The sequence below is a fragment of the Halomonas sp. 5021 genome, from assembly GCF_036663435.1.
Classification (GTDB): Bacteria; Pseudomonadota; Gammaproteobacteria; order Pseudomonadales; family Halomonadaceae; genus Vreelandella; species Vreelandella janggokensis.
Map to the genome: position 1 here is coordinate 1 of NZ_JAXOVU010000011.1, position 25,663 is coordinate 25,663.

20 protein-coding genes are annotated in these 25,663 nt (G+C 56.9%); 8 read left to right on the forward strand and 12 right to left on the reverse strand.

The genetic code is table 11. The annotated features are described in order from the left end of the window. Positions 1-207: 207 nt before the first annotated feature. The 3 genes from R3F64_RS15145 to R3F64_RS15155 all read right to left on the reverse strand — a co-directional run bounded on the left by R3F64_RS15145 (position 208) and on the right by R3F64_RS15155 (position 4,946). On the reverse strand, positions 208-2,403 hold the full coding sequence (locus R3F64_RS15145; protein WP_332612374.1) for a TonB-dependent siderophore receptor: 2,196 nt from the start codon (positions 2,401-2,403) through the stop codon (positions 208-210). A 114-nt stretch (positions 2,404-2,517) separates the two neighbouring features. Further along, on the reverse strand, positions 2,518-3,810 hold the full coding sequence (locus R3F64_RS15150) for a lysine N(6)-hydroxylase/L-ornithine N(5)-oxygenase family protein (RefSeq protein WP_332612376.1): 1,293 nt from the start codon (positions 3,808-3,810) through the stop codon (positions 2,518-2,520). Between the two features lie 23 nt (positions 3,811-3,833). Beyond that, entirely contained in the window at positions 3,834-4,946 is a 1,113-nt protein-coding gene (locus tag R3F64_RS15155) for a GNAT family N-acetyltransferase (RefSeq protein WP_332612378.1), read from the reverse strand. 167 nt (positions 4,947-5,113) lie between these two features. Between R3F64_RS15155 and R3F64_RS15160 the strand changes: the two genes are divergently transcribed. Then, positions 5,114-6,760 carry a cyclic peptide export ABC transporter gene (locus tag R3F64_RS15160; RefSeq protein ID WP_332612380.1) on the forward strand — a complete coding sequence of 549 codons (1,647 nt, stop codon included), beginning with the start codon at positions 5,114-5,116 and terminating at the stop codon, positions 6,758-6,760. Here R3F64_RS15160 and R3F64_RS15165 read toward each other — a convergent pair. Together R3F64_RS15165 and R3F64_RS15170 are read right to left on the reverse strand one after the other, a co-directional pair. Then, positions 6,746-7,366, reverse strand: coding sequence for a cytochrome b (locus R3F64_RS15165; RefSeq protein WP_085918217.1), 621 nt, complete (start codon positions 7,364-7,366; stop codon positions 6,746-6,748). The two genes, R3F64_RS15160 and R3F64_RS15165, sit on opposite strands and share 15 nt — an antisense overlap. Next, on the reverse strand, positions 7,359-8,303 hold the full coding sequence (locus tag R3F64_RS15170; protein WP_332612383.1) for a siderophore-interacting protein: 945 nt from the start codon (positions 8,301-8,303) through the stop codon (positions 7,359-7,361). The genes R3F64_RS15165 and R3F64_RS15170 overlap by 8 nt, the downstream gene beginning before the upstream one ends. Before the next feature lie 175 nt (positions 8,304-8,478). On the opposite strand from R3F64_RS15170, the gene fhuB reads away from it, so the two are divergent. The 4 genes from fhuB (at position 8,479) to R3F64_RS15190 (ending at position 13,736) form a co-directional block, all read left to right on the forward strand. Further along, on the forward strand, positions 8,479-10,479 hold the full coding sequence (gene fhuB / locus R3F64_RS15175) for a Fe(3+)-hydroxamate ABC transporter permease FhuB (protein WP_085918215.1): 2,001 nt from the start codon (positions 8,479-8,481) through the stop codon (positions 10,477-10,479). A 5-nt stretch (positions 10,480-10,484) separates the two neighbouring features. Next, entirely contained in the window at positions 10,485-11,264 is a 780-nt protein-coding gene (gene fhuF, locus R3F64_RS15180) for a siderophore-iron reductase FhuF (RefSeq protein ID WP_332612385.1), read from the forward strand. A 27-nt stretch (positions 11,265-11,291) separates the two neighbouring features. Then, complete coding sequence (locus R3F64_RS15185) at positions 11,292-12,950, forward strand: multidrug ABC transporter permease/ATP-binding protein (protein ID WP_332612387.1); 1,659 nt, start codon at positions 11,292-11,294, stop codon at positions 12,948-12,950. Between the two features lie 180 nt (positions 12,951-13,130). Continuing rightward, positions 13,131-13,736, forward strand: a complete 606-nt coding sequence (locus R3F64_RS15190; RefSeq protein ID WP_085918212.1) for a LysE/ArgO family amino acid transporter — start codon at positions 13,131-13,133, stop codon at positions 13,734-13,736. Here the strand turns inward: R3F64_RS15190 and ltaE are convergent, their stop codons facing one another. Continuing rightward, the gene (gene ltaE / locus R3F64_RS15195; protein WP_264823519.1) at positions 13,737-14,747 is read right to left on the reverse strand and encodes a low-specificity L-threonine aldolase; all 1,011 of its coding nucleotides are present in this window, start codon (positions 14,745-14,747) and stop codon (positions 13,737-13,739) included. A gap of 114 nt (positions 14,748-14,861) precedes the next feature. On the opposite strand from ltaE, the gene speG reads away from it, so the two are divergent. Then, positions 14,862-15,416 carry a spermidine N1-acetyltransferase gene (speG, locus tag R3F64_RS15200; protein WP_199283809.1) on the forward strand — a complete coding sequence of 185 codons (555 nt, stop codon included), beginning with the start codon at positions 14,862-14,864 and terminating at the stop codon, positions 15,414-15,416. A gap of 394 nt (positions 15,417-15,810) precedes the next feature. Here the strand turns inward: speG and R3F64_RS15205 are convergent, their stop codons facing one another. Further along, on the reverse strand, positions 15,811-15,948 hold the full coding sequence (locus R3F64_RS15205) for a hypothetical protein (protein WP_156524473.1): 138 nt from the start codon (positions 15,946-15,948) through the stop codon (positions 15,811-15,813). A gap of 144 nt (positions 15,949-16,092) precedes the next feature. Here R3F64_RS15205 and R3F64_RS15210 point away from each other — a divergent pair, with 144 nt between their 5' ends. Both R3F64_RS15210 and R3F64_RS15215 read left to right on the forward strand, forming a co-directional pair. Further along, positions 16,093-16,854 carry a metallophosphoesterase gene (locus R3F64_RS15210; RefSeq protein ID WP_085918210.1) on the forward strand — a complete coding sequence of 254 codons (762 nt, stop codon included), beginning with the start codon at positions 16,093-16,095 and terminating at the stop codon, positions 16,852-16,854. Between the two features lie 132 nt (positions 16,855-16,986). Further along, entirely contained in the window at positions 16,987-18,474 is a 1,488-nt protein-coding gene (locus R3F64_RS15215; protein ID WP_199283807.1) for an alanine/glycine:cation symporter family protein, read from the forward strand. Between the two features lie 52 nt (positions 18,475-18,526). Here R3F64_RS15215 and R3F64_RS15220 read toward each other — a convergent pair whose 3' ends face one another. The 5 genes from R3F64_RS15220 to R3F64_RS15240 form a co-directional block, all read right to left on the reverse strand. Further along, entirely contained in the window at positions 18,527-19,459 is a 933-nt protein-coding gene (locus R3F64_RS15220; RefSeq protein WP_199283806.1) for a cation diffusion facilitator family transporter, read from the reverse strand. A gap of 71 nt (positions 19,460-19,530) precedes the next feature. Beyond that, on the reverse strand, positions 19,531-19,923 hold the full coding sequence (gene nirD / locus R3F64_RS15225) for a nitrite reductase small subunit NirD (RefSeq protein WP_332612391.1): 393 nt from the start codon (positions 19,921-19,923) through the stop codon (positions 19,531-19,533). 40 nt (positions 19,924-19,963) lie between these two features. Next, the gene (nirB, locus tag R3F64_RS15230; protein WP_332612393.1) at positions 19,964-22,480 is read right to left on the reverse strand and encodes a nitrite reductase large subunit NirB; all 2,517 of its coding nucleotides are present in this window, start codon (positions 22,478-22,480) and stop codon (positions 19,964-19,966) included. Next, positions 22,480-23,775 (reverse strand): NAD(P)/FAD-dependent oxidoreductase, encoded by a 1,296-nt coding sequence (locus R3F64_RS15235; RefSeq protein ID WP_332612394.1) that lies wholly within the window; start codon positions 23,773-23,775, stop codon positions 22,480-22,482. The genes nirB and R3F64_RS15235 overlap by 1 nt, the downstream gene beginning before the upstream one ends. A 402-nt stretch (positions 23,776-24,177) precedes the next feature. Further along, positions 24,178-25,584, reverse strand: a complete 1,407-nt coding sequence (locus R3F64_RS15240; protein WP_332612395.1) for an aminotransferase-like domain-containing protein — start codon at positions 25,582-25,584, stop codon at positions 24,178-24,180. Between the last annotated feature and the right edge of the window lie 79 nt (positions 25,585-25,663).

Genomic DNA, 25,663 nt, shown 5'->3' on the forward strand with positions numbered 1-25,663 from the left:
ATCCATGCGGTAATGAATCCTAGGCAGTTGACGATGGCCGTATTATCGCTGATTTCGGAGACTTATTCAGAGTCTCCCTAAAGAGCTATTTGAAGAAAATAATATAACAAGTAATAACAAAAAGCGTTTTTTACGCATGGCCATATTTCAAATTTTCGGTGTAAAAAAACCCCGAAAATACAACTTTCGGGGCTCGTTGGTTGGGGGTCACCAATCGTAGGAAACTGTTGCTATAACATTTCTTCCCGTACCATATCGGCAGGAGTCTCCGAAGAGGCCACAATTACTGACGTACTCTTTGTCTGTAATGTTGTTAGCATTAATTTGCGCATGCCAACCTTCAAAACTGGCATCGATTTTTGAGAAGTCATAGCTCAACGCTGCATCAAACAGTGTTGTAGATGGAAGTGAGTTTTCATTAGCACTATCGTAGAAACTTGAGCCCATGTAGCGTACGCCGGCTCCAAGTCCTAAACCATTAAAAGTTCCACTGTTAACGTTATAATTCGCCCATAAGTTAGCCATGTTTTCAGGTTGGCCAGTTGGCGTTTTTCCTTGATTACCGCTGTTGCTTTCGGTGACCTCAAGATCTAGGTGAGTATAGCTTGCAACCAAGTCAACGCCAGACGATAGGCTTGCTCTCGCCTCTAGCTCCAGGCCTCTGGAATTCCATTCTCCAGTCTGTTTACTAAAGCCAGGGTTATCTAAATCAGCTGTTGTCACATTCTGACGCGTGAGGTCAAAAATTGAGCCGATAATAGAAAGATTGCCATCGTTCGAGAGGTATTTTATACCAGCCTCGTATTGCTGGGCTGTTTCTGGCTCAAAAGCAGAACCATCGGCAGCTTGGTCTACGACAGGTAAGAATGATGTCGAGTAACCAATGTAAGGTGTTATCCCATTATCGGCAGTGTAAGCGAGTCCTGCTCGATAAGTAAATTCGTTATCAGATGCTTCTTCTTCTGTATCGTCAGTCCTGTTGCGATTAACTTGGCTGCTCCAGTCATGGCGGCCGGCAAGTGTCAAAGCCCAGCGTTCGTCTATTTTGATTTGATCTTGAAGGTATAAGCCCGTTTGTTCTAGCTCTTGCTCAACACTAGCTGACTCTGAAACTTTCGGGTTCGTAGTGCCATAAGTGGGATTAAAAACGTCCAAAGGCGCAACGTCTTGGACTGACAAGTAAGTTATGTCGTTGTTGGCTTTTTGCCAATCTAACCCAACAAGTATAGTATGTTCGATGTCATAAGTATTAACATCAAACTCTAATTGAGTGTCGGTTGTAATGGCATCAACCTTTTCGTCGCGCCCTAAGCCAAACCGGGGTAATGTCCGTAAGTCATCCATTATTTGTCCAGGATAAATATTAACAATATCTGTGTCTGCTTCCCGGTAACGTGTGTTTTGTCGAATTGTTACGGTGTTATTAAGTTCATGTTCGAATAGGCTTGCTACTGAAAAGTAGTTTTGTTCAAATTCGTCAGTGCTAGGCTCACCCATAAAACGTGAACGAGGAATTTCACCGTTAGGATTGTTATCCAACGTACCTACACGAGGTAGCGCATAATAAGAACCAACGGTATCCAGCTCCTTATATTCTGCAAGTAACGTAAGAGAGGTTTTGTCATCTGGCGTCCAGGAGATGCTAGGTGCGAGATAGGTGCGATCATTCTTATTAAAATCTACCTCGGCATTTGCATCTCTTAGCAAGCCAACAAAACGATATTTTAGATTTCCCTGCTCATCTAAATAGTCGCTGACATCTGTTGCGATTTGTTTCCGATCATAACTCCCTGTTGACAAACGCACCTCGCCTTGAGGGGTGTCGGTGGGTTTTTTACTAACTAGATTGACAAGCCCGCCAGGCCCCCCTTGTCCATAAAGGACTGAGGAAGGGCCTCTCAGGACTTCAATGCGCTCAAGGCCATAAGGCTCTGAGACGGTTCGCCCCTGATTATTAAACGCAGTGAGCCTTAAGCCATCGCGATAGAAAAGCTCTGTAGCACTAAAACCACGTATAGAAATAAAATCCCGTCTTGGATCTGGCCCGTTAGCCTTACCATCAACGCCTGCAGTGTAACTCAAGGCATCGCCGATAGATTGAGCGTTACGAGCCTCAACTTCATCGCGGGTGATTACAGAAATCGATTGTGGCACCTCATTAAGGGGCGTATCGGTTTTAGTGCCTGTGGCGCTGCGCGTAGCCACATAGCCATCTACCGGCCCTGTAGCCTCTTCATAGATGCGACTTTCGGTTACTTTGACTGTTGGTAGTGTGGTTGAGGGTTCACTACCTGGTGATGAGCTCTGCTCAGCATTTTGTGCAAACGCAGCTGCCGAATAACTGCAGGCAGCCACAGCAATGGCGGCCGTTAGCCACCGCTTGCGGAAAGTGGGATGTTGCATGAATGTTCTCCTTGCAATGAGTTGATATTAATTTTTGTAAATACTAATTGTTATTGTTTGTATTATGAATAGCTGTAACCCGATGTCAACACTTGTGAACACCGGGGTTGGCCACTATGGCGCGGGAACTTCTTGCTTACAGGGGGATGAGGCAGACAAGGCGGTTGTCTGATCTAATGCATCGCAGATTTCGCTTGTCCGCGCCGCTAAAATCGACAGCAGGGTGTCGCTCAAGCCATGGGTGGGCTCGCAACCTCCCTGCAGGAAAATAGCCGGTTTGAACTCAGGCTTGGTGTAAAGCTGATAGTGGCGGTTGACGGCAAAATCAGGCAGGTAGTCCGCGACGGGGGCCAGTAGCTGTTTATAGGTGTCGCGTACATAGCCGGTGGCGAGCACCACGGCGTCGTAACGGGTGATATCCGTATGGCCCGTCTCCAGGTCTCGCACGTTGAGCTCAACGCCTTCGGTAGTTGCTTCGCTGTCAATAACCTCATGGCGCCGGCGGAATCGGTGGCGGGCCTGGCCCGTTACTTTTTGTTGATAGAACACATCGTAAATCTCCTGAATTAGCGCGAGATCCGGGGCGGAGTAGTTGGTGCTTTTGTACTCCTGCAACAGCGCTTCCCGCTGGCCGGTGGGGTTATTGAACACGTAGTCGGTGTATTCGGGGTTGAAAATCTCGTTGACGAAGGGGCTATCGTCCGAGGGTTTAAAGGCCCATGCCCGGCTAATCAGATCTACCTCAATGCCTTCGCGGCCGTGCAGATCCAGGAATATCTCCGCGGCGCTTTGGCCAGCACCGATCACCGCAATGCGTTTGGGGGCGTCTTGCTTGGCCAGCTCACGAAGGTAGTGGCTGGAGTGGAAGACCCGTGGGTCGTCTTTTAGCCCGGCGAAGCATTCGGGCACATTGGGCGCGCCGCCTACGCTGATCACCAGTGAACGGGTGAGCCTTTCCTGCACCTTGCCATTCTCATCCCAGGAGCGAACGCGGAGGTAGTCGACCTCGTCGTTATCCGTTTCGGGCAGTACTTCAAACACATCTTCTCCATAGGCGCACTGGTGTTCAAAGTGGCTGGCCGTCCAGCTTAGGTAGTCATTGAACTCGTGGCGACTGGGGAAGAAGGTCTGCAGGTTGATGAAGTCCTGCAGGCGGCCTTTGCTGTGAAGATAGTTGAGAAAGCTGAAGCGGCTTTTGGGGTTGCGTGGCGTGACCAGATCTTTCAGGAAAGATATCTGCATATGGGCATTGTCCAGCAGCATATGCGGGTGCCAGGCAAAGCAGGGCTGGCGCTCAATAAAGAAGGCATCCCGTGCTTGCCCTGACTGGCGTTGCTCGTCGAGCGCAATGGCCAGGGCAATATTGGAAGGGCCGAAGCCGATGCCGATCAAATCGTGAATATGCATAAGCGTCCTCGTGGCTGATGTATTTATGGGGTGAAGCGCGGGTCGGGTCGTGGCGCTGACCCAGGGTGGGGCGGCAGCGGAATCCAGCTGCGCTCGTTAAAAAAGTGTTCGCGTAGCTGCATGCCGAGCATGGCCCGCTTATGGGGGAAATCGAACGCCTTCACATGGGCATACCCGCACTGGGCAAGGTTGCGCAGCATCTTGGCGTTATCCACGCGGGGCTCGATCACCAGGCGCTGGGTGCGGCAGTCATCCAGGAATAAATAGTGCGAGATAGAGGGCATCCAGGCAGCGACATAGGGCCGCCCGCGAAAAGCGGCTTCGCCGATCAGCACGTGCCAGCCGCGGTCAAAATCATCGGCATCGTAATAAGCGCCGATGCGGTCTTCCTTGGCCCAGTAAGTCTCGAAATACCCGAAGGGCTCACCGTCGATACAGCCGATCAGCGGTACCACGCTGGGATTCTGGAGCGTGCTTTCCAGCCGCTCGCGATGCTGCGCCAAATCCCCCTGTTCTTCCCAGAAATGGGCGACGACCGGGTCGTTCATCCAGCGGTTGAAGCGCTCCAGATCCTGTTCCAGGTCAAGGACGCGAAAACTCAGGGTGGCATCCAGCCAGGCAATATGGCGCTGATACACCGTTCCAGTAGGGCGCGGCGGGCGGCGTGGGTGTCGTTTTCCATTCTCCAGGATGGGCTGCTGCGGGTAAGGGCGCGTGGGTGGTGGGGTAAGCCAAAGCGTCGGTAACTGCCAAAAGAGCTCCGCATGGGCCCACAGCGCTCCGTGGCTATCTCTCACCGCGACGCCAGTGGCACACAGCTTGGTGTGCAAAGCACTAGGTAGCTGAAGGCGTAGCGCAACACTGCCAGGGTAAACGGCAAAAGCCCCCTCGATAGCGGCAAGCAATGCCGGAAGCGGTGGCGCCGAGCGCTGCGGCCAGCGCAGCGTCAAGGTGTTGCTATCGTCCACTAATGACCATTCAAGACGTTCGTGATCACCCTTTACGATCAGCGACTGCGTGGAGGTATCACCAATGACTTGATAGGTGTAGCCCTCGGGGTGTGAGAGCAGCGAGGCCACCGTGTGGCTTTCGGAAGGTGCGTGTACCTGGGGTTGTGCCTGGACAGAACGGGACACCGCTAGGCTCCTATCAAATATCAACAAAAAGGCGGTATTACTGACTTCCTTATCTAAAGACGAATGAGAATGAGGGTTGTTTACATAAATGTTGGCTAATTTTCTGGGGTGGCGATTCGTCTGTATCTATAGGTGTCGCTTTCTAATTGCTTTCCAACGAGGTGAACGTGCTTGTCTATCTGATTCGTCGAACCCGCGGGCTGATGACCGCCGCTGCGCTGGCCAGTATTCTCGCGGGGCTTTTCAGCGTAATGCTGATCGCCCAGATCAATACGGCGTTAACCAGCGATACCGCCAGTCGCGCCAGTGCGGCTTGGGCCTTTGCGGGGATCGCTGTGGCGTTGATGGCATGTCGCATGGTGTCGACGGTACTCTTCGAACGATTAGGGCAGCGTGCTCTGGCCGAGTTACGCAGTTTTGTCGCCCAGTGTGTAGCCAAGACCCCCTTTGCTCACTTCGAGCGTGTGGGCAGTGCGCGGATCCAGTCGGCGCTGACCGAGCACAGCAACAATGTGGCGGTACTGTTCGTTAGCTTGCCGGTGATTTTGACCAATACGGTCATTGTGGTGGGGTGTTTGGGCTACTTGGCAATGCTGTCATGGCAGGTGTTCTTGTTTGCCCTGGGAGTGATTGGCTTGGGCGCTGTTGGCTATCACCTGGTGCACTTACGCGCTATTCGCTACCTCCAGACTGCGTCCTCAGAGCAGGATCGCTTATTTGGGCATTTCCGCGCGCTGACCGATGGGGCGAAAGAGCTTCGCCTGCATCAGGACAAGCGCCACACGTTCATTAATCAGGTACTGGGAGCGTCGGTTGAAGGCGTGCGGCGGCTGCGTACCCATGGCATGTCGCTGTTTGTGATCTCGACCAGTTGGGGGCAGTTCCTGATGTACGCCTTTATTGGCCTGGTGCTGTTTGTATTGGCGGGCAATGGGCCTAATCAAACCCAGGTCATGACCGGCTTTGCCCTGGTCTTTGTGTATATGGTGACGCCCCTGGAAGGCTTACTGATCAATATTCCGCGGATCAATATGGCGCGGGTTGCCGCTAGCCGCATCGATGACATCACACGAGAGATGCCCCAGGGGCAGGAGCGGCAGGCGTCACCTCGGGTACCTGCTTTGCAGCGTCTTGAGTTACGCGACGTCACCCATCAGTACTACCACGAGCAGAGCGATGACGTCTTTGAACTGGGGCCGATCAATCTGAGCTTTACGCCAGGCGAAGTGGTGTTTCTGGTGGGGGGCAACGGTAGCGGCAAGACGACGCTTGCCAAAGTGTTGGTGGGGCTTTATTCGCCTGAAGGTGGCGAGGTATTGCTCAATGGAGAGCGGGTCGAAGCGGATGGCTGGGATGCTTACCGGCAGCTCTTCTCGGTCGTCTTTTCAGACTTCCATCTTTTCGAGCGCCTGCTGGAAGCGCCGCGGGAAGATCTCGACGAAGAAGGCAACCGCCTGCTGGCCAAGCTGCACCTGCAGCACAAGGTGCGGGTTGAGAACGGTGCCTTTACTACCCAGTCGCTTTCCCAGGGGCAGCGTAAGCGCTTGGCCTTGGTAGTAGCTTACCTGGAAGATCGTCCTTTCCTGGTGTTTGACGAGTGGGCGGCGGATCAGGATCCGTTATTCAAAGAGGTGTTCTATTGTGAGGTATTGCCCGAGCTGAAGCGCATGGGCAAGGCGGTGCTGGTGATTACTCACGATGACCGCTACTTCCAACTCGCGGATCGATTGGTGCGGCTGGAAAGCGGCAAGCTGTTGGCACCAGAGCAGTCGGCTGACGCTGAGGTGGAGGTGGCACCCTCAGTGGCCACTTGACACCATCCGCGCCAATACCTTGTCCTTGAGCCAGAACCTGTGAATCAGCGCCATCGAGATATGGCCGATGACCAACCCACACAGCAGCCACGAGAGTGGGCCGTGGAGAAGAGCGGCGGGGGCGGTCATCCAGGTGATGTCGCGCTCGACTTCGGGCAGTAGCTCCATACCGTAAAAGCGCAGCGCCCCGCCACGCCCGTACTGACGCAGAATGGCAAAAGCGGGTAGCCAAATCAGCAGCCCATAAAAGGCGATATGTACAAGGCGCGCCATGCGACCACCCCATCCAGGCGGCTGCGGAGGACGCTGCTTGCGGTTGACCCATGCCCAGCCAAGTCGCGTCAGGGTTACGATCAGGAGCATAAAACCCAAGGAGCCATGAGGCCCGATGCTCGCCAAAAAGAGCGTGATAGCGTTTTCGCCCATCCCTCGCCAGGCCAGCAACACGGTAAATTGCAGCGTGACCAGCGCGGCGGTCAGCCAGTGCAGTGTACGGCTTATGCGTCCGTAGTGGCTGGGGCTGTCTCGCCAGCCAATGGTCGCTTGAACTGGCTTGCTTGTGTGATCACTGCTGAGCGCTGTGCCGTTTACTGCACCTTTATCCATTGGCTTTGTCCTTGCGCCAGTAGCCCATGCTGGTGACGTACTTTTTGGGTAGCCCACACTCGTTAACCAAGTAGCGACGCAGCTCCATGGCGACCTTGGTTTCAGCCGCAATCCAGGCGTAGAAGGGCGCGCTATCGTCCAGGGTGGCGGATTCCCAGAGCGGGCCGTCCTCATCGTCGCTTTCGTCGTTGGTCGTGGCGCTGGTAGTGGTGTTAGCAGGCGTGCCGCCTAGTGCTTGAATTTCCGTATGCAAATCGATATCACGCAACGCTCTCATCAGCAGCTCACCGTGTTGGCAGTCGGGCTCAGCGTCGCGGGCCAGCCAGTTCAGCTTGGCGACCTGGGGCAGCGGCTGGACATCGTCGCTGCGGGGCACTTCGAACAGCGCTTCGGCCCTGGGTTTGAGCGGCAGGTCATCGAGGGTTTCCAGGATGCCAGCCGCCGCGGGGAGGGCGGTCTCATCGGCGATAATCAGGATTCGGCGCACGTTCTGGGGTGGCTTCCACTCAAAGCCCAGTTTGGGGCCTTCCGCATTGGCGTCGGGGGCCGTCATGGCGAGTCGGTCACCGGGACGGGCGCGCATTGCCCAGCGCGACGCGGGGCCATTGTCGCCGTGGAGTACAAATTCGATGTCCACCTCAGCCTTCTCTGGGCGAAGGGCTCGGATGGTGTAGGTGCGCGCAGAGGGGCGCTGGGCGTCCGGCAGTGCGCGGTAGGCACCGTACCAGTCGTGCTCTTCCAGCTTGGCGATCTCAAACAGCGGGTCGAGACTGCCACCGCCTTCGGGGAAGAACAGCTTGACGCGCTGATCCGGGGCGTAGGTCGCCATTTGGCTGACTTCCGGGCCAGTGAAAGTAAACCTGACTAATGAGGCGCTGACTTGGGTGCGCCGGGCGAGGGTGATATCAAAAAGCCGGTAGCTCGGTTTGGTTGCCATTGTGATGCCTCCTTTTTATATAAGGAGTCAATTGTAGTGCTAATTATTATCATTTAGAATCGTTGTCAATAATTTAATCATTAACCTCCTGAACGATTAAGGCTTAGACAATGACGCTGTTGCCTATTATGCCCCGCGTGGCGAGCTGTTCGGTGTTCACAAGAGGGTGTCCACTATGCTAGGCGCCTCGCAAGTTGCCCATCGGGTGGGAGGCATGTCGCCCGCGAAAGCCTGCCTGTTGCTTAGCCTGCCGATGGCGGTGCTATTTTGGCTGGGCCTGCAGGGCCAAGGGGGAATTACGATAGGGCTACAGGCATTAGTGGCGCCTTCCTTCGAGAACGTTGATGAGCTGCTGCTTCACTATGCTTGGTGGCCGCGCCTCTCGATCGCGCTGCTGGCCGGGGGCGGCTTGGGGCTGGCAGGCGTGCTCATGCAGCAGGTGCTGCGCAACCCCTTGGCGTCGCCCACTACTCTGGGAGTGGCGTCGGGCGCTAATTTGGCGTTGATGGCGGCCACCTTGCTGGCGCCGGGCCTGCTGGTGGCTGGCCGCGAATGGGTGGCTTTGTTAGGCGGCGCGCTGGCAGTGGGGCTGGTTTTCCTGCTCTCCTGGCGGCGCGGGCTGGCGCCGATCGTGGTGGTGCTGGCGGGTTTGGTGGTCAATCTGTACTTGGGGGCGCTGTCTACGGCGCTACTGCTGTTCAACCACGAGGCGCTCTCGGGGCTGCTGATCTGGGGGGCGGGTTCTCTGGCGCAAAACGGCTGGGACGGCGTTGCCACCCTCTGGCCGCGGCTGGCGATTAGCTGTGTCGCCGCCTGGTTCCTGCTGCGCCCTCTGGCGGTGCTGGAGCTTGACGATGCCAGCGCCAAGAGCCTGGGGGTATCGCTTGCCTATCTGCGCTTTGCGGGCATGGGGTTGGCCGTATTCATTACCGGCAGCATTGTCAGCGTGGTAGGCATCATCGGTTTTATCGGTTTGGCAGCGCCCAATATCGTGCGCATGGCTGGTGCGCGGCGCCTGGGACCGCGGCTGCTCTGGTCGACGCTATTGGGGGCCGTGCTGCTGGCTACCACGGATCTGCTGCTGCAGCAGTTCGGTGGGATGGTGGCGGCCTTTGTGCCGACGGGTGCAATTACCGGTGCCCTAGGGGCGCCGCTGTTAATGTGGCTGATTCCACGCCTGAAGCTGCAGGGCGACCAGCCGCCGAAAGGGGCGGGTGTTTTCGCCCATCGCCACCCCGCACCTACCCGCTTGGCCACCGCTTTAATCCTCGCGCTTCTGGGGGCTACGCTGCTTGGTCTGTTGGTTGGACAGGGAGTTGATGGCTGGTATTTGCTGTCGCCTGATAACTGGAACGTCATGCAGTGGCGCGTGCCCCGGGTGATGGCGGCCGCCGCCAGTGGCTTAATGTTGGCGACTGCCGGGACGATTCTCCAGCGCCTTTCCGCCAACCCTATGGCCAGCCCCGAAGTGCTGGGTATCAGCGGGGGCTGTGCCATTGCGCTGATTCTGGGCATCTTCCTTCTGCCTGCGCCCACCAATATGATGCTGATTGGCGTGGGTACCCTGGGGGCTTTTGCGACGCTGCTGGTGTTGGTGGGCATTAACCGCAAGAGTGGTTATCTCCCGGAGCGTTTGCTGCTCACCGGGGTGGCGGTCAGTGCGTTGTTTGATGCGGTGCGCAGCGTGATGCTGGCGGGTGGCGATCCACGTGGCCAGCAGGTGATCGCCTGGCTGGCGGGCTCTACCTACTATGTGGATATCACCAATGCGGTGATCGTCGGCGTAATCGCTGCCGCGCTGGCGCTGGTGACGCTGCCGTTGACCCGCTGGCTGGATATCCTGCCTTTGGGGGCACCCACCGCGCGGGCATTGGGGGTCAACCTCAACCGCGCCCGTTTGGCGTTGCTGGTACTGGTGGCGCTACTCACCGCCTGCGCCACCCTGGTGGTAGGGCCGCTTTCATTTATTGGCCTGCTGGCGCCGCATATGGCGCGCCTGGTCGGCTTCTCCCGGGCAGGGCAGCATCTGCTGGGGGCTGCGCTGATCGGCATGCTATTGATGGTGCTGGCGGACTGGGTGGGGCGCCAAATCATTTTCCCGTATGAGATACCGGCCGGCTTGGTCGCCTCCTTGATTGGCGGGGCTTACTTTATGTGGGGGCTGAGGCGGCTATGAATAACATGGCGATCAAACCGAGTGAGCTTTTGGCAGCGGCGGATCCAGCGGAGGCGCTGTTGGCGCTTTACCGCCAGCCGCCGCTGGATAGCATGAAGGCCCCGGCGTTTGGTTCGCCTGATGAGCCGACGCTGGCAGCCTCTGCGTTGCTGGATCGAGGTTTCTTGAGTGAGCAACTGGCGCGCTATGGCCGCAGCCACGGTGACCATGCTGACCCCAAAGCCATTGCGTCGATCTGGTCGAAGTTTCATTTCAGCAGTGTCTCGATCCCGACGCTGGTGGCCAATCTGTTATTGGGTTACGACTTACCGGTGGGTGGGGATGCGTTGCGGCTGGCGCTTGGCGATAAGGGCCAAACCGCGCGTATCTGGTTGCCCCACGGGGGCGTGACATTGGCGTCCAAAGCGCCCCAAGCGCGATTCAGCCGCCTATTCGATGACCACTGTGCACCGCTCATTGAAGCGCTGGCTTTGGTCTCCGGGCTGTCTGAAAAGGTGTTCTGGAGCAACCTTGGCCACTATGTGGAGTTTGTAGGGAAGACCTGCTCCCGGCACCCGGAATTTACTGGCGCGGGTGAGCCGCTGCTGGATTATCTCGACACCAGGACGCTCCCTGATGGGCGGCGCAATCCGCTCTACCAGCCGGTACGTTATCTTGAACTGGGCGCTGAGACGCCGTCCAGGGTGAGGCGCCTGTGTTGCATCAAATACAGGCTGCCCGGCGAACCCCTGTGTGGCGGCTGCCCACTCAAACCTGAAAACAAGCCGACCAAGCGTCGGCGCTAACCCCCGAATCGCCAAGGAGCCCTATTCATGGAGTTGTTGAGGATTGTCTGGCGTGATTACCGCTGGCCCTTCGTGGCTGTGGTGGTGCTCAGCCTGGTCAGCGCTGGCCTTGGCATCGGGGTCATTGCCTATATCAATGAACGGATGCTAGGCACCTTCGCTGATCCCTGGCGAATCCTGCCTGAGTTTCTGGCGCTGGTGGCGTTGTTGCTGGCGATCACCCTGGCCTCGCAATTAGCCTTGACCACCCTGGGGCACCACTTCGTCTATAGGCTGCGGGGGCAGCTGATCAAGCGCATTCTGGATACCGATATCGAGCGTATCGAACAGATTGGCAGTGCACGGTTGCTGGCCAGCTTATCCAGTGACGTGCGCTATATCACTGTGGCCTTCGTGCGCCTGCCGGAGTTGGTGCAGGGCGGGGTGCTGACGGCGGGCGTGACCCTTTACCTGGCCTGGCTCGCCCCTGCCATGCTGGCCGTGACGGCGCTCTGGGTGATCTTGACGATTCTGGTGGGCATGCGCCTGGTAGCGAAGGTCTATCGGCACATGGCCAAGCTGCGCGATGCTGAAGACCGCCTCTATGAGGACTACCAGTCGGTGATCGAAGGGCGCAAAGAACTGGCGCTCAATCGCGACCGCGCCGAGTGGCTGTACCGTGACGTTTACACCCCCAACGCCGAAGCGTATCGCCACCATATCATTCGCGGCGATACCTACCATCTCAGCGCGGTGAACTGGTTCAACATCATGATGCTGGGCGCCATCGGCGTGGTGTTCTTCCTGGCCAATGGCCTCGGCTGGTCGTCGGCGCAGGTGGCGACCACCTTCTCGCTCACGCTGCTATTTCTGCGCGCGCCGCTGATTCAGGCCATTGGCGCCTTTCCGCCGCTGATCAATGCCCGGGTGGCGTTCGAAAAAATCAGCGCCCTCGATCTGGCTGAACACCATGAACCGTTCGAGCATTCTACCCATCGTCATGAGTGGCAAACGCTGGCGCTGGATCAGATCACCTATCGATACCCCGCGGAAGAGGCGCGGCCGGGTTTTGCCATTGGTCCTATTGATCTGACGTTAAAACGCGGCGAGGTGCTATTTCTGATCGGCGGTAACGGCAGCGGCAAGTCGACCCTGGCCAGGCTTCTGACCGGGCTCTATCAGCCCCAAAGCGGCTGTATAAGGGTCGATGGCAGGCCGCTTCAGGAGGAAGACTGGACAACCTATCGTCAGCACATCTCGGCTATCTACACCGATCTGCACCTGTTTGACCGCTTGATCGGCCCGGCGGGCGAGTCACCCGACCCGGCGCTAATGGAAGAGTGGCTGGCAGCACTGGGCATGCACAGCAAGCTCGATTTTGACGGCGATCGAGTCACCAATGCCAACCTCTCCCAGGGGCAGCGTAAGCGCCTGGCAATGCTGCTGGCGGTCGCTGAACAGCGCGACCTCTTGCTGCTCGACGAGTGGGCCGCCGACCAGGACCCGCAATTCCGGCGGGTGTTCTACCGTGAACTACTCCCCCAACTAAGGGCACTCGGCAAGACACTGGTGGTCATCAGCCACGATGATCATTACTTCGACCAGGCCGACCGCCTGCTGGAAATGCGCCAGGGGCATTTGGTCGAACTCACCGGTGAGCAGCGGGAAGCGGCCAGCCGCGATGCGGTGGCGAGGGTGAATGAGTGAAATCGTAATGGCTAAAATCAGTTCCACCATTGGCTGGTTCAGGCCGTCTCTGAGGAATTTTTTTAAATAAGAAAAACTAATACCCCATTAGCAGGATGATTTTTAGTTATCAGTGCTGCCCGTTACCTTAGTGCCAGGATTTATCAACACGACGCTAATTCCGGCAATGGGAGCAGGGCAATGTGGGAAAGTTATATCACCGGGCTGGTGGTGTGCGGCGGTATTATCATGGCGATTGGGGCGCAGAACGCCTATATTCTGGGGCTGGCGATTCGTCGTGAGTACCACTGGTGGTCGGCAGGACTGTGTATAAGCGCGGATATTATTCTGCTCACGGCGGGGATGTTTGGGGTGAGCGCCTTCCTGCTGACGATGCCCAGCGCTATGGAGGTCATGCGCTGGGTGGGTGTGGTGTTTTTAAGCTGGCTGGCGGCCCAGGCACTGTTTAGAGCCGTTAGCGGGCGGCAGGGGCTGAACGCGGAAGCGGGCAAGGCGCGCAGTTTAACCAAAGTGATTTTCGCGACCCTTGCCGTCACAGTGCTCAACCCTCAGGTGTACCTGGACACGCTGCTGCTGATCCCTGCCATTGGCGCTCAGCAGGAGAGCGCCGGGGTTTTTGTGGCGGGGGCCTCCACCGCCTCCATACTGTGGTTTAGCTTGCTGGCCTGGGGCGGTGCCGCACTGTCGCCTTGGCTTTCAAAGCCCATTGCGTGGCGCACTATCGATGGCCTGATTGGTTTGATGATGGCTGGGATTGCCGTGCATCTTGCGCTTAACGCCAGCTAGTCATCCGTGGCGACTAAAATAGGCCTCCATCACTGCGGTAACCTTGTCGATATCTTCATCGCTGATATCGCGGTGTGCGACGAGGCGCGTGGCGTAGAGTAGTTCAATCAAAATGCCGTGCTCTTTGAGCCAGGCGGAGAGCGGCTGAACGTGTTCGTCGGGAAAGTGCGCGAATACCATGTTAGTTGCCTGGGAGGTAATCTCGACGCCCGGCAACCTCGCCAAACCTTCTGCCAGGCGCGCTGCACGGCGGTGATCGTCGGCTAAGTCCGCCATGTGATGATCCAACGCATACTGACAGGCAGCGGCGATAATGCCTGACTGGCGCATGCCGCCACCCACCACTTTACGCCAGCGCCGTGCGCGGTCGATCAGTGCTTGCGAACCCACCAGGGCCGAGCCAATAGGGGTGCCCATGCCTTTTGAAAAGCATAGCGACACGCTGTCAAACGGTAGGCACAGTTGCTTGAGCGAGGTCTCGGTGGCAACAGCAGCATTGAATAGCCGTGCACCGTCCAGATGCGTTGCCAGGCCGCGCTCGCGTGCCAGTTCGGTGGCCTTCAATACGTAGTCGGCAGGCAGCACTTTGCCGCCAATGGTGTTTTCCAGCGCCAGTAGCTTGGTGCGTGCAAAGTGAAAATCGTCGGCTTTGATGGCAGCGCTGATTTTCTGCAGCGGCAGCGAACCATCGGCTGCGTTCTCAATGGGCTGTGGCTGAATGCTGCCCAAGACCGCTGCACCGCCGCCTTCGTAGCGATAAGTATGGGCCGACTGCCCAACGATGTACTCATCGCCGCGCTCGCAGTGGGCCATGAGCGCCACCAGGTTGCTTTGTGTGCCACTGGGAAACAGCAACGCGGCTTCTTTACCTGCCTGCTCGGCCAGATTGGCTTGAAATGCGTTGACCGTCGGGTCATCGCCCCACACATCGTCACCCACAGGGGCGGCCATCATGGCGTCTTTCATGGCAGAGGAGGGGCGGGTTACCGTGTCACTGCGTAGATCAATCATGGGCATCTCCTGAGCGGCGGGATTAATGACGACAACATTTTCTTGAGCATACTGCATGCCGTACAAGCGCGAAAAGCGCTACGCTAGCGTAAAGACTTGGATAAGGCGTTAATAATGGCAGCACCCGACCTTAAGCTCCGTGCCCTGGAGCGCAACGACCTGCGTTTCGTTCACCAGCTCAATAACAACCAGAGCATCATGTCGTACTGGTTTGAAGAGCCTTATGAGTCCTTTGATGAGCTGGAGGAACTGTACAACAAGCATATCCATGACAATGCCGAGCGGCGTTTCGTTGCCGAGGACAGTAGGGGCAACGCCATTGGCCTGGTCGAGTTAATTGAAATTAATTATATTCACCGTAGCGCGGAGTTTCAGATCATTATTGCGCCGGACTATCAGGGCCAAGGCTTTGCTCGGACCTTGATTCACCAAGCGTTGCATTATTCCTTTACCATCCTGAATTTACACAAGATATTTCTGATCGTGGCAGTGGAAAACATTAAGGCGATCCACCTGTATCAGCAGAGCGGCTTTGTGGAGGAAGGGCATCTGGTGCAGGAGTTTTTTATCAATGGCAAATACCGCGACGTAAAACGCATGTATATCCTGCAGGAAGCTTTCCTGGCGCAGTTGACCGATACCGACAGCTCAGATCTATTGGACTTATAAAAAACGCCTCATCAAGAGGCGTTCGTCACTAGCTTAGGTAAGCCGCGATGGCATCTACCGCAGCGCGCTGTTTCTCGGCGCGCGAGGCCCATACGTCGAGAACATCAACGTTGGCCCCGTTGAGTGATAACGGCATGGGGTTGACTCCTGAGTGGCGAGTGGAAATGTGGTGTTACAGAAATAGCCGCCTGCTGTATCGCAACATGGTTAGCGGAAAAACGATATTAAGGACTTTTTTACCCGCAATCTAGTACTTAAAACGTAGTCTTTTGGCTTACGTGTGTAAGCATATTCTTACAATTCTGGCTTAAACAGGCTATGTCATTGGATGGAAAAGCTTTTCACAAGATGAAAAAGCCGAGCATAAGCTCGGCTTCGATTATTCTCTTTTGGTCTAACGGGGCAAGGAATAAGTCAATGACTCGCAATAATCCGCGAGGGCATCACTGGCGGCGCGTTGCCAATATGCGCGCTGTGTCCAGAAATTGAGTACTTCGCTATCCCGCGTCGAGAATACATTGGATATAGACATGTGTGGCCCTCCTATTCGGACTACAACGTCAGTATAGCGACTTTGCTGCACTGCAGCAAAGTATTTTCAAACGGTCGTATTGGCACCGCCATTAGGGATCGGGCGGTGTTGGGTTTTGCCTTGATTAAAGAAAGGAGAAAATGGATGCGGTTGCGAATTTTATCGGACCTTCATCTGGAGTTTTTTGACGGTCACCGAGAATTGCCTGATGTTGAGGCCGATGTCGTCGTGCTGGCCGGAGATATCCATCGCCAGTGTGAAGGCTTGGCCTGGGCCCGGCAGCGCTTTCCTGACACGCCGATTATCTATGTACCCGGCAACCATGAGTTTTACGGGACTTGCCTGCCATTATTGCGTGAAGAGCTGGCGCTCGAAGCCGAACGGCTCGATATTGAGCTTCTGGACAATCGTGCCGTCACCCTCAATGGGGTGCGTTTTTACGGCACAACGCTATGGACAGACTTTGCCCTTTACGCTGACAACCCGACACGTAATCCAGAAGACACGGTCACAAAAGCGAAGCGCTATATGCCTGATTTTCGTATTGTCGAATCACATCCCGGTACCATCATGACCCCCGGGGCAAGTAAAGCGCTGCACCAAGAGGCCTTGAACTGGCTGACAGCGTCACTCGACGATCAGTTTGACGGCCCCAAGGTCGTGGTTAGCCACCATGCCCCAATGCGTGAATGCATCCCTGACCAGTACACAGGCGATACGCTTTCGCCTGCATTTGCATCTCATCTTCCACAGCTAATGGGCAAAATGCATTTATGGGTACACGGCCATGTCCATGAGCCAGTCGATATGTGCCGCGAGGGCACAAGAATTATTGCCAATCCTGGCGGCTATCCTGATGAGTTCAGCCCGCCGCTGTTTAAGTCAGATTGGGTAGTGGGCCTGTAAGTCTCGGCAATGACCACGATGCGACAAGAATAAAAACTGACTAGACTCGAATAAGAGCGCGAATTTAGACTACCGCTCGCTTGCGGGGCAAGGCACTTCCCGCCGTTATTCAGCAATCTGGAGAGCATGGCCATGGAAATTCTCGAATCGGTACTCGGCCCGCTGCGTGATGGCCTTTATGCCGTCATGATGCCGGTCAGCGACTTTATCTGGAGCTATATTCTGGTGTACCTGCTGTTGGGCGCCGGTGTGTGGTTCACGATCATCACCCGAGGCATGCAGTTTCGTATGTTCGGCCATATGGCCCGCGTCACGGTAACGGCCCGGGGCGCCGGCGAAGGGGTGAGCGGTTTTCAGGCCTTTGCTACATCAATGGCGGCGCGTATTGGTACCGGCAACCTTGCCGGTGTGGCGCTGGCGTTATGGATTGGCGGCCCGGGGGCGATTTTCTGGATGTGGGTGACGGCGCTGGTGGGCTTCGCAACCGCTTTCATCGAATCCACGCTGGCCCAGGTTTACAAACACCGTAATGAAGATGGCGTATTTCGCGGCGGGCCTGCCTACTATATCGAACGCTGCCTGGGATGGCGCTGGCTGGGGTCGCTCTTTGCGGTATTTTTGATTATTGCCTATGGCCTGGCATTCAACGCTGCCCAGTCCAACACCATAGCCCAGGGCATGAATGGCGCCTTTGGCGTACCCAATTGGTTAACCGGGGTCGTTATTGCGGTCCTGGCGGGCCTGGTGATTTATGGCGGGCTCAAGTCCGTAGCGCGTACCGCTGAGAAAATCGTCCCCGTCATGGCGATTGCCTATCTGCTGGTCGCGCTGTGGATTCTGTTTGCCAACCTCTCCGCTGTGCCGGATATGCTCTCGCTGATTGTGATGAGCGCCTTCGGGTTTGGTCCTGCCGTGGGTGGCGCCGCGGGCTATGCGATCAAGGCAGCGATGGAAAACGGCATCAAGCGCGGTCTGTTTTCCAACGAAGCCGGTATGGGGTCGACGCCCAACGCCGCTGCCCAGGCCACGGTCAAACACCCTGCCGCCCAGGGGCTGGTTCAATCGTTCGGGGTGTTTGTCGATACCATCGTGATCTGCAGCTGTACGGCGGTCGTGATCCTGCTTTCCGGCGTGTACGAACGGCTACTGTCTGAATCAGCGGGGGATAGCATCGAAGGTATTCAGCTTACCCAGGACGCCATGGTCGATCACCTGGGTGGCTTCGGGGAAATCTTTATCGCCGTGGCCATCTTCTTCTTCGCTTTCACCTCGATTCTGGCCAACTTTTCGTTTTCTGCGGTGAATATCGAGTACCTGTTCCGCCGTCATGCGCAAAAAGCGGTCACCGTCTTTAAAGTTGTCATCATCGCCATGGTGCTCATTGGTTCAGTGGCCGAGCTCAGCGTGGTATGGGACTTCGCCGACCTGGCGATGGGGCTGATGGCCACCACCAACCTGTTTGCCATCCTGATCATGGGGCCCATCGCCGTGTCGGTGCTCAAAGACTACGAGCGCCAACGCCGGGAGGGCATCAAAGAGCCGATCTTTCATCCCTCGGTGCTCAAACGCCCCGAGCTGGTCGATGACGATGTATGGCCGGTAAAAGAGACAAAGTCCTGACCATAAAAAGGAAAGGCGATCAGCATACATCAGGGCGGCTAGGCCGCCCTGTTTAATGATGGGGTTCAACCAGCAGCCCACAGGATGGCGCCGCCCAGCGTGTGTCGGCGGTGAACACCACGTCGCAAACCACGGGGGAATAGTAACGCCTGACTTCTTCATCGACTTTCGCTCGCAGCTTGTCCTGGGCCGCAATGGAAATGTCAGGGGTAGTGGGTAATACCACGTGCACAATGACATACAGCAGGCGACCGGGGCGTACCATGCGCACGCGCACTTCTTGAGTCTCGATATCCGCCAGTGCACGCCCGACGGCCTGATGAACTGGCTCTGCAAGGGCTTCTTCTGGCGTCTTGTTGAGCAGTTCCTTCAATGCCTGGGAGGCCATGCGCACCGGTACCCCCATGCACAAGACAACCACGGCAATGACCAGCAGCGGGTCGATATAAGTGAGTACGCTTTGCCAATTGAGCTTTTCGAAGATCAGCACCAGGCAAAAAGCAGCCAGGACCGATGCTGAAATAACGCTGTTGACGACCCAGTTCGCTTTGTCGGCTTCCACCAGCGGGCTGCTGACCGAGCGCAGACTGCGGCGCATGACCCAGGCCGTCAGTGAACACGCGGCGGTCGCAAAGAGGGCGTAAGCGATGGCGATACCTGCCGCAATAGCGCGTCCGCCCGTCAGCAACGCCGCAATGGCATCCACCAGGGCGAATATCGACACGCCAAAGATCAACAGTCCCTTGCACAGGTTGACCAGCGACTCGAAGTAGCTGTAGCCGAACGGGTACGACTCGCTATCCGGGCGGGTGGCAAGGCGGCTGACCTTGATGGTGACCAGCGCCACGCCGAAATAGATCAGGTTGAACAATCCATCCAGCAGAATCGCCTGGGAATTGGAGGCCAGTGTGGCGGCAATGCCTGCACAGCCGATCAGCAATGCCATGAAGGCGGAAAAGGCTAAGGTACGAGACTCGGTTTTCATGACGCCACTGCCCTGTGAGCTTGATAAAAGCGACAGTATAACAGCAGCGCGCGTTAACGAGGGGGATGGCACTACCCCTCAATCCATACTTCCTCACCTTTGAACTCGATCTTCCAGGTACGCAGCTTGATGGCCTCATCCTCCAGGCATTGTCCATCTTCCAGGCGGAAATGCTGCTTGTAGATGGGCGAGGCGACCACCGCCGCGCCCTTAAGGTCGCCCACAATCCCCCGGGCAATCACGTTGGCGTTGGAAAAAGGATCGTGATGATCCAGCGCGAAAAGCTCATTTCCCTGGTCGGGAAGATAAAAGATCGCCACCTGGGCGGCGCCGTCTGGGGTTTCAAGCCAGGCGGCCACGCCGGAGAACGCCACCAGATCGGCTCGGGTGCAGACTTTTTGCCACGTCATAGTGTTTTCGGAATCCACAGTGTCCATCGCTTTTTTCATTGCCGTTGCGGTCATGAGGTACCTCGTTTTTATTCAGAGTCAGTCAACGCGTCGATCAAGCGGGACGAAGCTGGCCGCGCTCACTGGTCATGATGATCGACGGGTCGGGGCGGTCGTCGTTGACGAAGCTTCTGAAGCGCTTGAGCTTCTCTGGGTCGCTAATGGCATCCGCCCATTCGCACTGGTAGGTATCCACCACGGTCTGCATCTGACGCTCCAGCTCGTCGTTGATGCCCAGGCTATCGTCCAGGATGACTTCCTTGAGGTAGTCGAGGCCGCCGTCGAGGTTTTCACGCCATACCGAGGTACGCTGGAGACGGTCAGCGGTACGCACGTAGAACATCAGGAAGCGGTCAATGGTGCGGTACAGCTGCTCGTCGTCCAGATCGGTGGCGAACAGTTCGGCGTGACGCGGGCGCATGCCGCCGTTGCCGCAGACATACAGGTTCCAGCCATTTTCCGTGGCGATAATGCCGATATCCTTGCTTTGCGCCTCGGCACACTCGCGGGTGCAGCCAGATACGCCAAACTTGATCTTGTGCGGTGAGCGCAGGCCCTTGTAGCGATTTTCCAGCTGGATCGCCATGCCGACGCTGTCCTGCACGCCGTAACGACACCAGGTGCTGCCCACGCAGGACTTCACGGTGCGCAGCGACTTGCCGTAAGCGTGGCCGGTCTCAAAGCCGGCTTCGATCAGCTCGCCCCAGATATCCGGCAGGTCTTCCAGGCGCGCGCCGAACAGGTCGATGCGCTGACCGCCGGTGACTTTGGAATAGAGGCCGTATTTCTTGGCGACTTCGCCGAGCACGATCAGCTTATCAGGGGTGATTTCACCACCGGCGACACGCGGCACCACCGAGTAAGTGCCGTTTTTCTGCATGTTGGCCATGAAGGTGTCGTTGGTGTCCTGCAGCGGCACGTGGGCGGCGTCGGTGATCGGCTCGTTGAAGCAGGAAGCGAGAATCGAAGCCACCGCGGGTTTGCAGATATCGCAGCCCAGGCGATGGGTATCGTCGTTGCCGTGCTTGTCGATCAGCTCGCTGAAGGTCTTGATACCCTCGACGCGCACGATGTCGTAAAGCCCCTGGCGGGTATGGGCGAAGTGCTCGCAAATCGATTTGTCGACTTCGACACCGCGGGCTTCAAGCTCGTGGTCCACCACGCTTTTGAGCAGTGCGGTGCAACCACCACAGCCGGTACTGGCTTTGGTGACGTCTTTGACACCGCCGAGGTCGACGGCGCCGTCATCGATGGTGGCACAAATATCGCCCTTGGTGACGTTGTGGCACGAGCAGATGGTGGCGGTTTCCGGCAGTGCACCAGGGCCGAGCGTGGGCGCGGCGCCACTGCTTTGCGGCAGAATCAGCGAGGCGGGTTCGTCGGGCAGCTCAATACCGTTGGCGTAATACTGCAGCAGGGTGTCGTAGGCGGCGTTATCGCCCACCAGCATGGCGCCCAGGAGCTTCTTGCCGTCGCTGGATACCACCATCTTGCGGTACACCTGGGTGAGCGGGTCGAGGTAGCGGAACATCCTTGCCCCCGGGTTCTGGTTGCCGTGGGCGTCGCCAATCGAGCCCACATCCACGCCGAGCAGTTTGAGCTTGGTGCTCATGTCGGCGCCGCTAAAGCGGGTATCGCCGTCGGTCAGCGTGGCGAGCGCCGCCTTGGCCATCTGATAGCCCGGGGCAACCAGGCCGAAAATGCTCTGGTTCCATAGGGCGACTTCACCGATCGCCAGGATGGCGGGATCGCTGGTGCGGCACTGGTCATCGACCACCACGCCGCCGCGCTCGCCTATTTCCAGGTCGCATTCGCGGGCCAACTGGTCGCGGGGGCGGATACCCGCGGAAAACACGATCAGGTCGGTTTCCAGCACCTTGTCGTCCTGGAAGACCATGCGGTGATGGCTGTTGTCGCCGTCCTCGATTCGCTGGGTGGCGCGCTCGGTGAGTACCTGCACACCCAGCGCTTCGATTTTTTCGCGCAGCAGCTCGCCGCCTTCGTTATCCACCTGCATGGGCATCAGGCGAGAGGCAAACTCCACCACGGCGGTATCCAGGTTCAGTCCGCGCAAGGCGTTGGCCGCTTCCAGACCCAGCAGCCCGCCGCCGACCACCACGCCGTTGGTGGCGTTTTCCGCCGCCGCACGAATGTCGTCAAGATCATCCAGGGTGCGATACACCAGGCAGCCGTCGCGGTCGTTGCCGGGAATCGGCGGCACAAAGGGATAGGAACCGGTGGCCAGCACTAGCTTGTCGTAACGGTAGCGGCCCTGGTCGGTGACCACTTCCTGCGCGCTGCGGTCGATCTCGATGACGGCTTCGCTGGTGTGCAGTTCCACGCCGCTGGTGGCGTAGTAATCCGCCTCGCAAAGTGCCAGCGAATCGGCATCGCGGCCGCTGAAGTATTCAGAAAGATGCACCCTGTCGTAGGCCCGGTGGCGCTCTTCGCCAAACACGGTGACCTGATAACGCTCGAGGGCACCGTTGTCGACCAGCTGTTCGACCAGGTGGTGGCCGACCATGCCGTTACCAATAATAATAAGCTGTTCGGGAGTCTTGGAAGACATCATTATGCCGCCTCTGAGGTCGATAAATGGGGTGTGTCGTTCTGCTGATCCTTGAGCACTTCTGCGTCAGCGGCGCCAAAAAGCAGCGCCTGGCGAGAGGCGCTCAGGTCGGTGCCAGCCAAGGCCTGCTCGAAATACCACGGGCCGTGGCGGGTATCGCCGTACAGCACGGCGCCTTCGAGGCGCCCATCGCGTAGCAGCAGGCGGCGGTAGTCGCCGCTTTGCGGGTCCTGGTAACGCAGTTCGTCGTGCTCGGGTCCCGGGTCGGTGGGGCCAAACGCATAAAGCGCGACGCCGCTTACCTTGAGCTTGGTGGCCGTGGGCACTTCGCGGTAGCCGTTGGTGGGTTCACCGCTGAGAGTTGCGGCCAATACCTCGACCTGATGCCAAATGGGCTCGACCAGGCCATAGGTATGCTGCTCAAACTGGCAGCATTCGCCGAGGGCATAAATCGCCGGGTCTGAGGTCGTCAGGAAGGCATCGACCATCACGGCCCGCTCGGTGGTGAGGCCGGCGTTGCGCCCGATGTCGGCGTTGGGCGTAATGCCCGCGGCGATGATGACGCTATCGGTGGGCAGGCGGCGCCCATCCTTGAGCACCGCGGCGCATACCTGGCCGTTGGCGTCGCCTTCGAGCCTTGCGAGCTGTGCTTGGGTAACAATGTTCAGCCCGCGCTTTGTCAGCGCGTCTTTGAGTAGATCGGCGGCGGTGGCATCGAGCTGGCGATTCATCAAGCGATCGCTGCGCTGGAGCACGCTGACGTTCAGCTCGTTGCCGCGCTTGCGCAGCCCTTCAGCGGCTTCCAGGCCCAGTAGGCCACCGCCAATGACCAGCGCATGGCCGCCGCGCTTGGCGATTGCCTCCAGCTCGGCGGCATCGTCGAGGTCGCGAAAGCCGTGGACACCGCCAAGCTTGATGCCGGGCACGTTGGGCAGCGCCGGGCGCGAGCCGGTGGCCAGCACCAGTCGGTCGTAGTGAATGGCATGTCCACGGTCGGTGGTCAGAAGGCGTTTCCCACGATCGATGGCCTCTACCTGTTCGCCAAGGCGAAGCGTCACGTCGTTGTCGGCGTACCAGGCAGCATCGCGCAGGGTGAGTGCATCGTGCCGCATGTCGCCCGCCAGCAGCGGCGACAGCAGGATGCGGTTGTAGGCAGGCGTCGGCTCTGCCCCGATCACGGTAATCGCCCTGGGGCGTTGCGGCTGGTTGACCAGGGCTTCCACCAGACGGTGGCTGGCCATGCCGTTACCGATTATGACGAGATGATCATTAGGTGAGCACCGGGAAGCGGTTTCCATAGGTGACTCCTCTGTGTCGTTGCGGCTGCTTGAGCGCCAAACAAAAACGCCCCTGACACATGCGCCTCCTGCGAACAGGGGAGCAAGGTCAGGGGCGTCGTTGCCCGGTAGCGTTGTTTAACGCGTGGCCGCCGCCGTTGGCTGCCAGCTGATTAAAACCTTGCGTTGTTTCAAGCAAGGAGCTTGCCAAATGGCTATTGAATAGTATTTGTTCAATAGAGTCAGATGCTTAGATATGGATAATAAATAGGCAGTAGCCCTGCTCTTAGGATGGGCTGCACAGTGATGGTGCTAAAAAGGCATGTTGCGCACTCTCATATGTCATTAAGAGTGCGCAACATGCTTTGAACGGATTATCGCAACTAGTTAACTCAAGTTATTTCTAATAGAGATTAGCAAGTGTCAATTGATTAATTTTGCAAGACGGCTCAAGGCGCGATTGATCCTGGGCTCCCACTTTTGGGCTGAATTTAGTCGTAGACAATTAGTAAATCTGCCGTTGGCCGAAAACAAAGTGCCGGGAGCAAAGCAAATCCCATCTTCAAGCGCCTCATTCATCAGCTCAGCAGTATCAATATTGCCGGGTAGCTCAACCCAAAGAACGAACCCTCCGGAGGGTCTACTAAATCGACTATTCCCTGGGAATAGCTTTTTGACTTCGTTGAGCATGTGCGCCCTAGAACGATCATATTCACGAGCCATCCTCCGTGTATGCCTATTGATCTGTCCGTTTGCAAAATAGTCTGCTAAAGCCAACTGCCCAACTGTCTGGACTGAAATTGTGCTGACATATTGCAAGTGCATAGCGCGTGCCATGTTGGCTTCACCTGGCACAAGCCAGCCTACCCGTAAACCAGCACTCACTGTTTTTGTTGCTGATGAACAGTAAAGTACCCGGCCTGTATTGTCCCAGCTTTTGATGGGAAGGAGCCGATTTCCTTTGGCCGGGATTTCACCATATATATCGTCTTCCACAATGGAGAAGTCAAATTGCTTAGCCATGGCAATAAGCCGCTTTTTTTTATCATTGGACATGCTCACTCCCAGAGGGTTGGAATAGTTTGGAATAACGACGCATGCTTTGATAGACCACTCTGTTGCGGCTAGTTCGAGAGCTTCTAATGACAGGCCACTCTCGGGGCAGGTTGGAATTTCCAGCGCACGTAGGCCAAGCCCTCGTATCACTTCAAGCAGACCATAATAAGTCGGAGATTCGATAGCAACGACATCTCCTGGCTGCGTCACTAGCCTCAAAGCAAGCGATACTGATTCTTGGCATCCATTTGTGACCAATATGTCTTCAGGTCGCGTAAACGTTTGAATACTGGCTAATCGACGCGCTATTTGCGTACGCAGTTCAGCACAACCTGGAGCAAATTCTTGACTTAGGCATCGCCGCCGATTGCTGTGCCAAGCTTTTTTGTAGGAACGCTCTAGCGCAATACCTGGCATGAACTCAGGATGGGGTGTCGCTGCGCCGAAATTTACTACTGTTGGGTCGTTGACCGCCTGCAGCATACGCATGATTCGGTCTTGCCCAGTGACAGGGATTGGCCGCTTAACTGTATCAATAGTTCCCGGCAGGCCAGATAGTTGGGCAGAGGCAACCACATAAAAACCAGCTTGCGGTCGGGACTCGATAATGCCACGCCGCTCAAGTTCATGATATGCACGGACACTGGTCGAAACACTTACGGAGCGGTTTCGACTAAGATCACGCACTGATGGTAAGCGGGTTCCAGGAGGGTAGACGCCGCTCTTGATCAAATCGCTTATCGAGTCTGCGATGCGTTCGTATAGTAGAGCCATGACCAATACAATTCCTCATTAGAAAAGCATCACAGTGAACGTCATTTTTAATTTGTGCTGCTTTTATAATACATTTTTG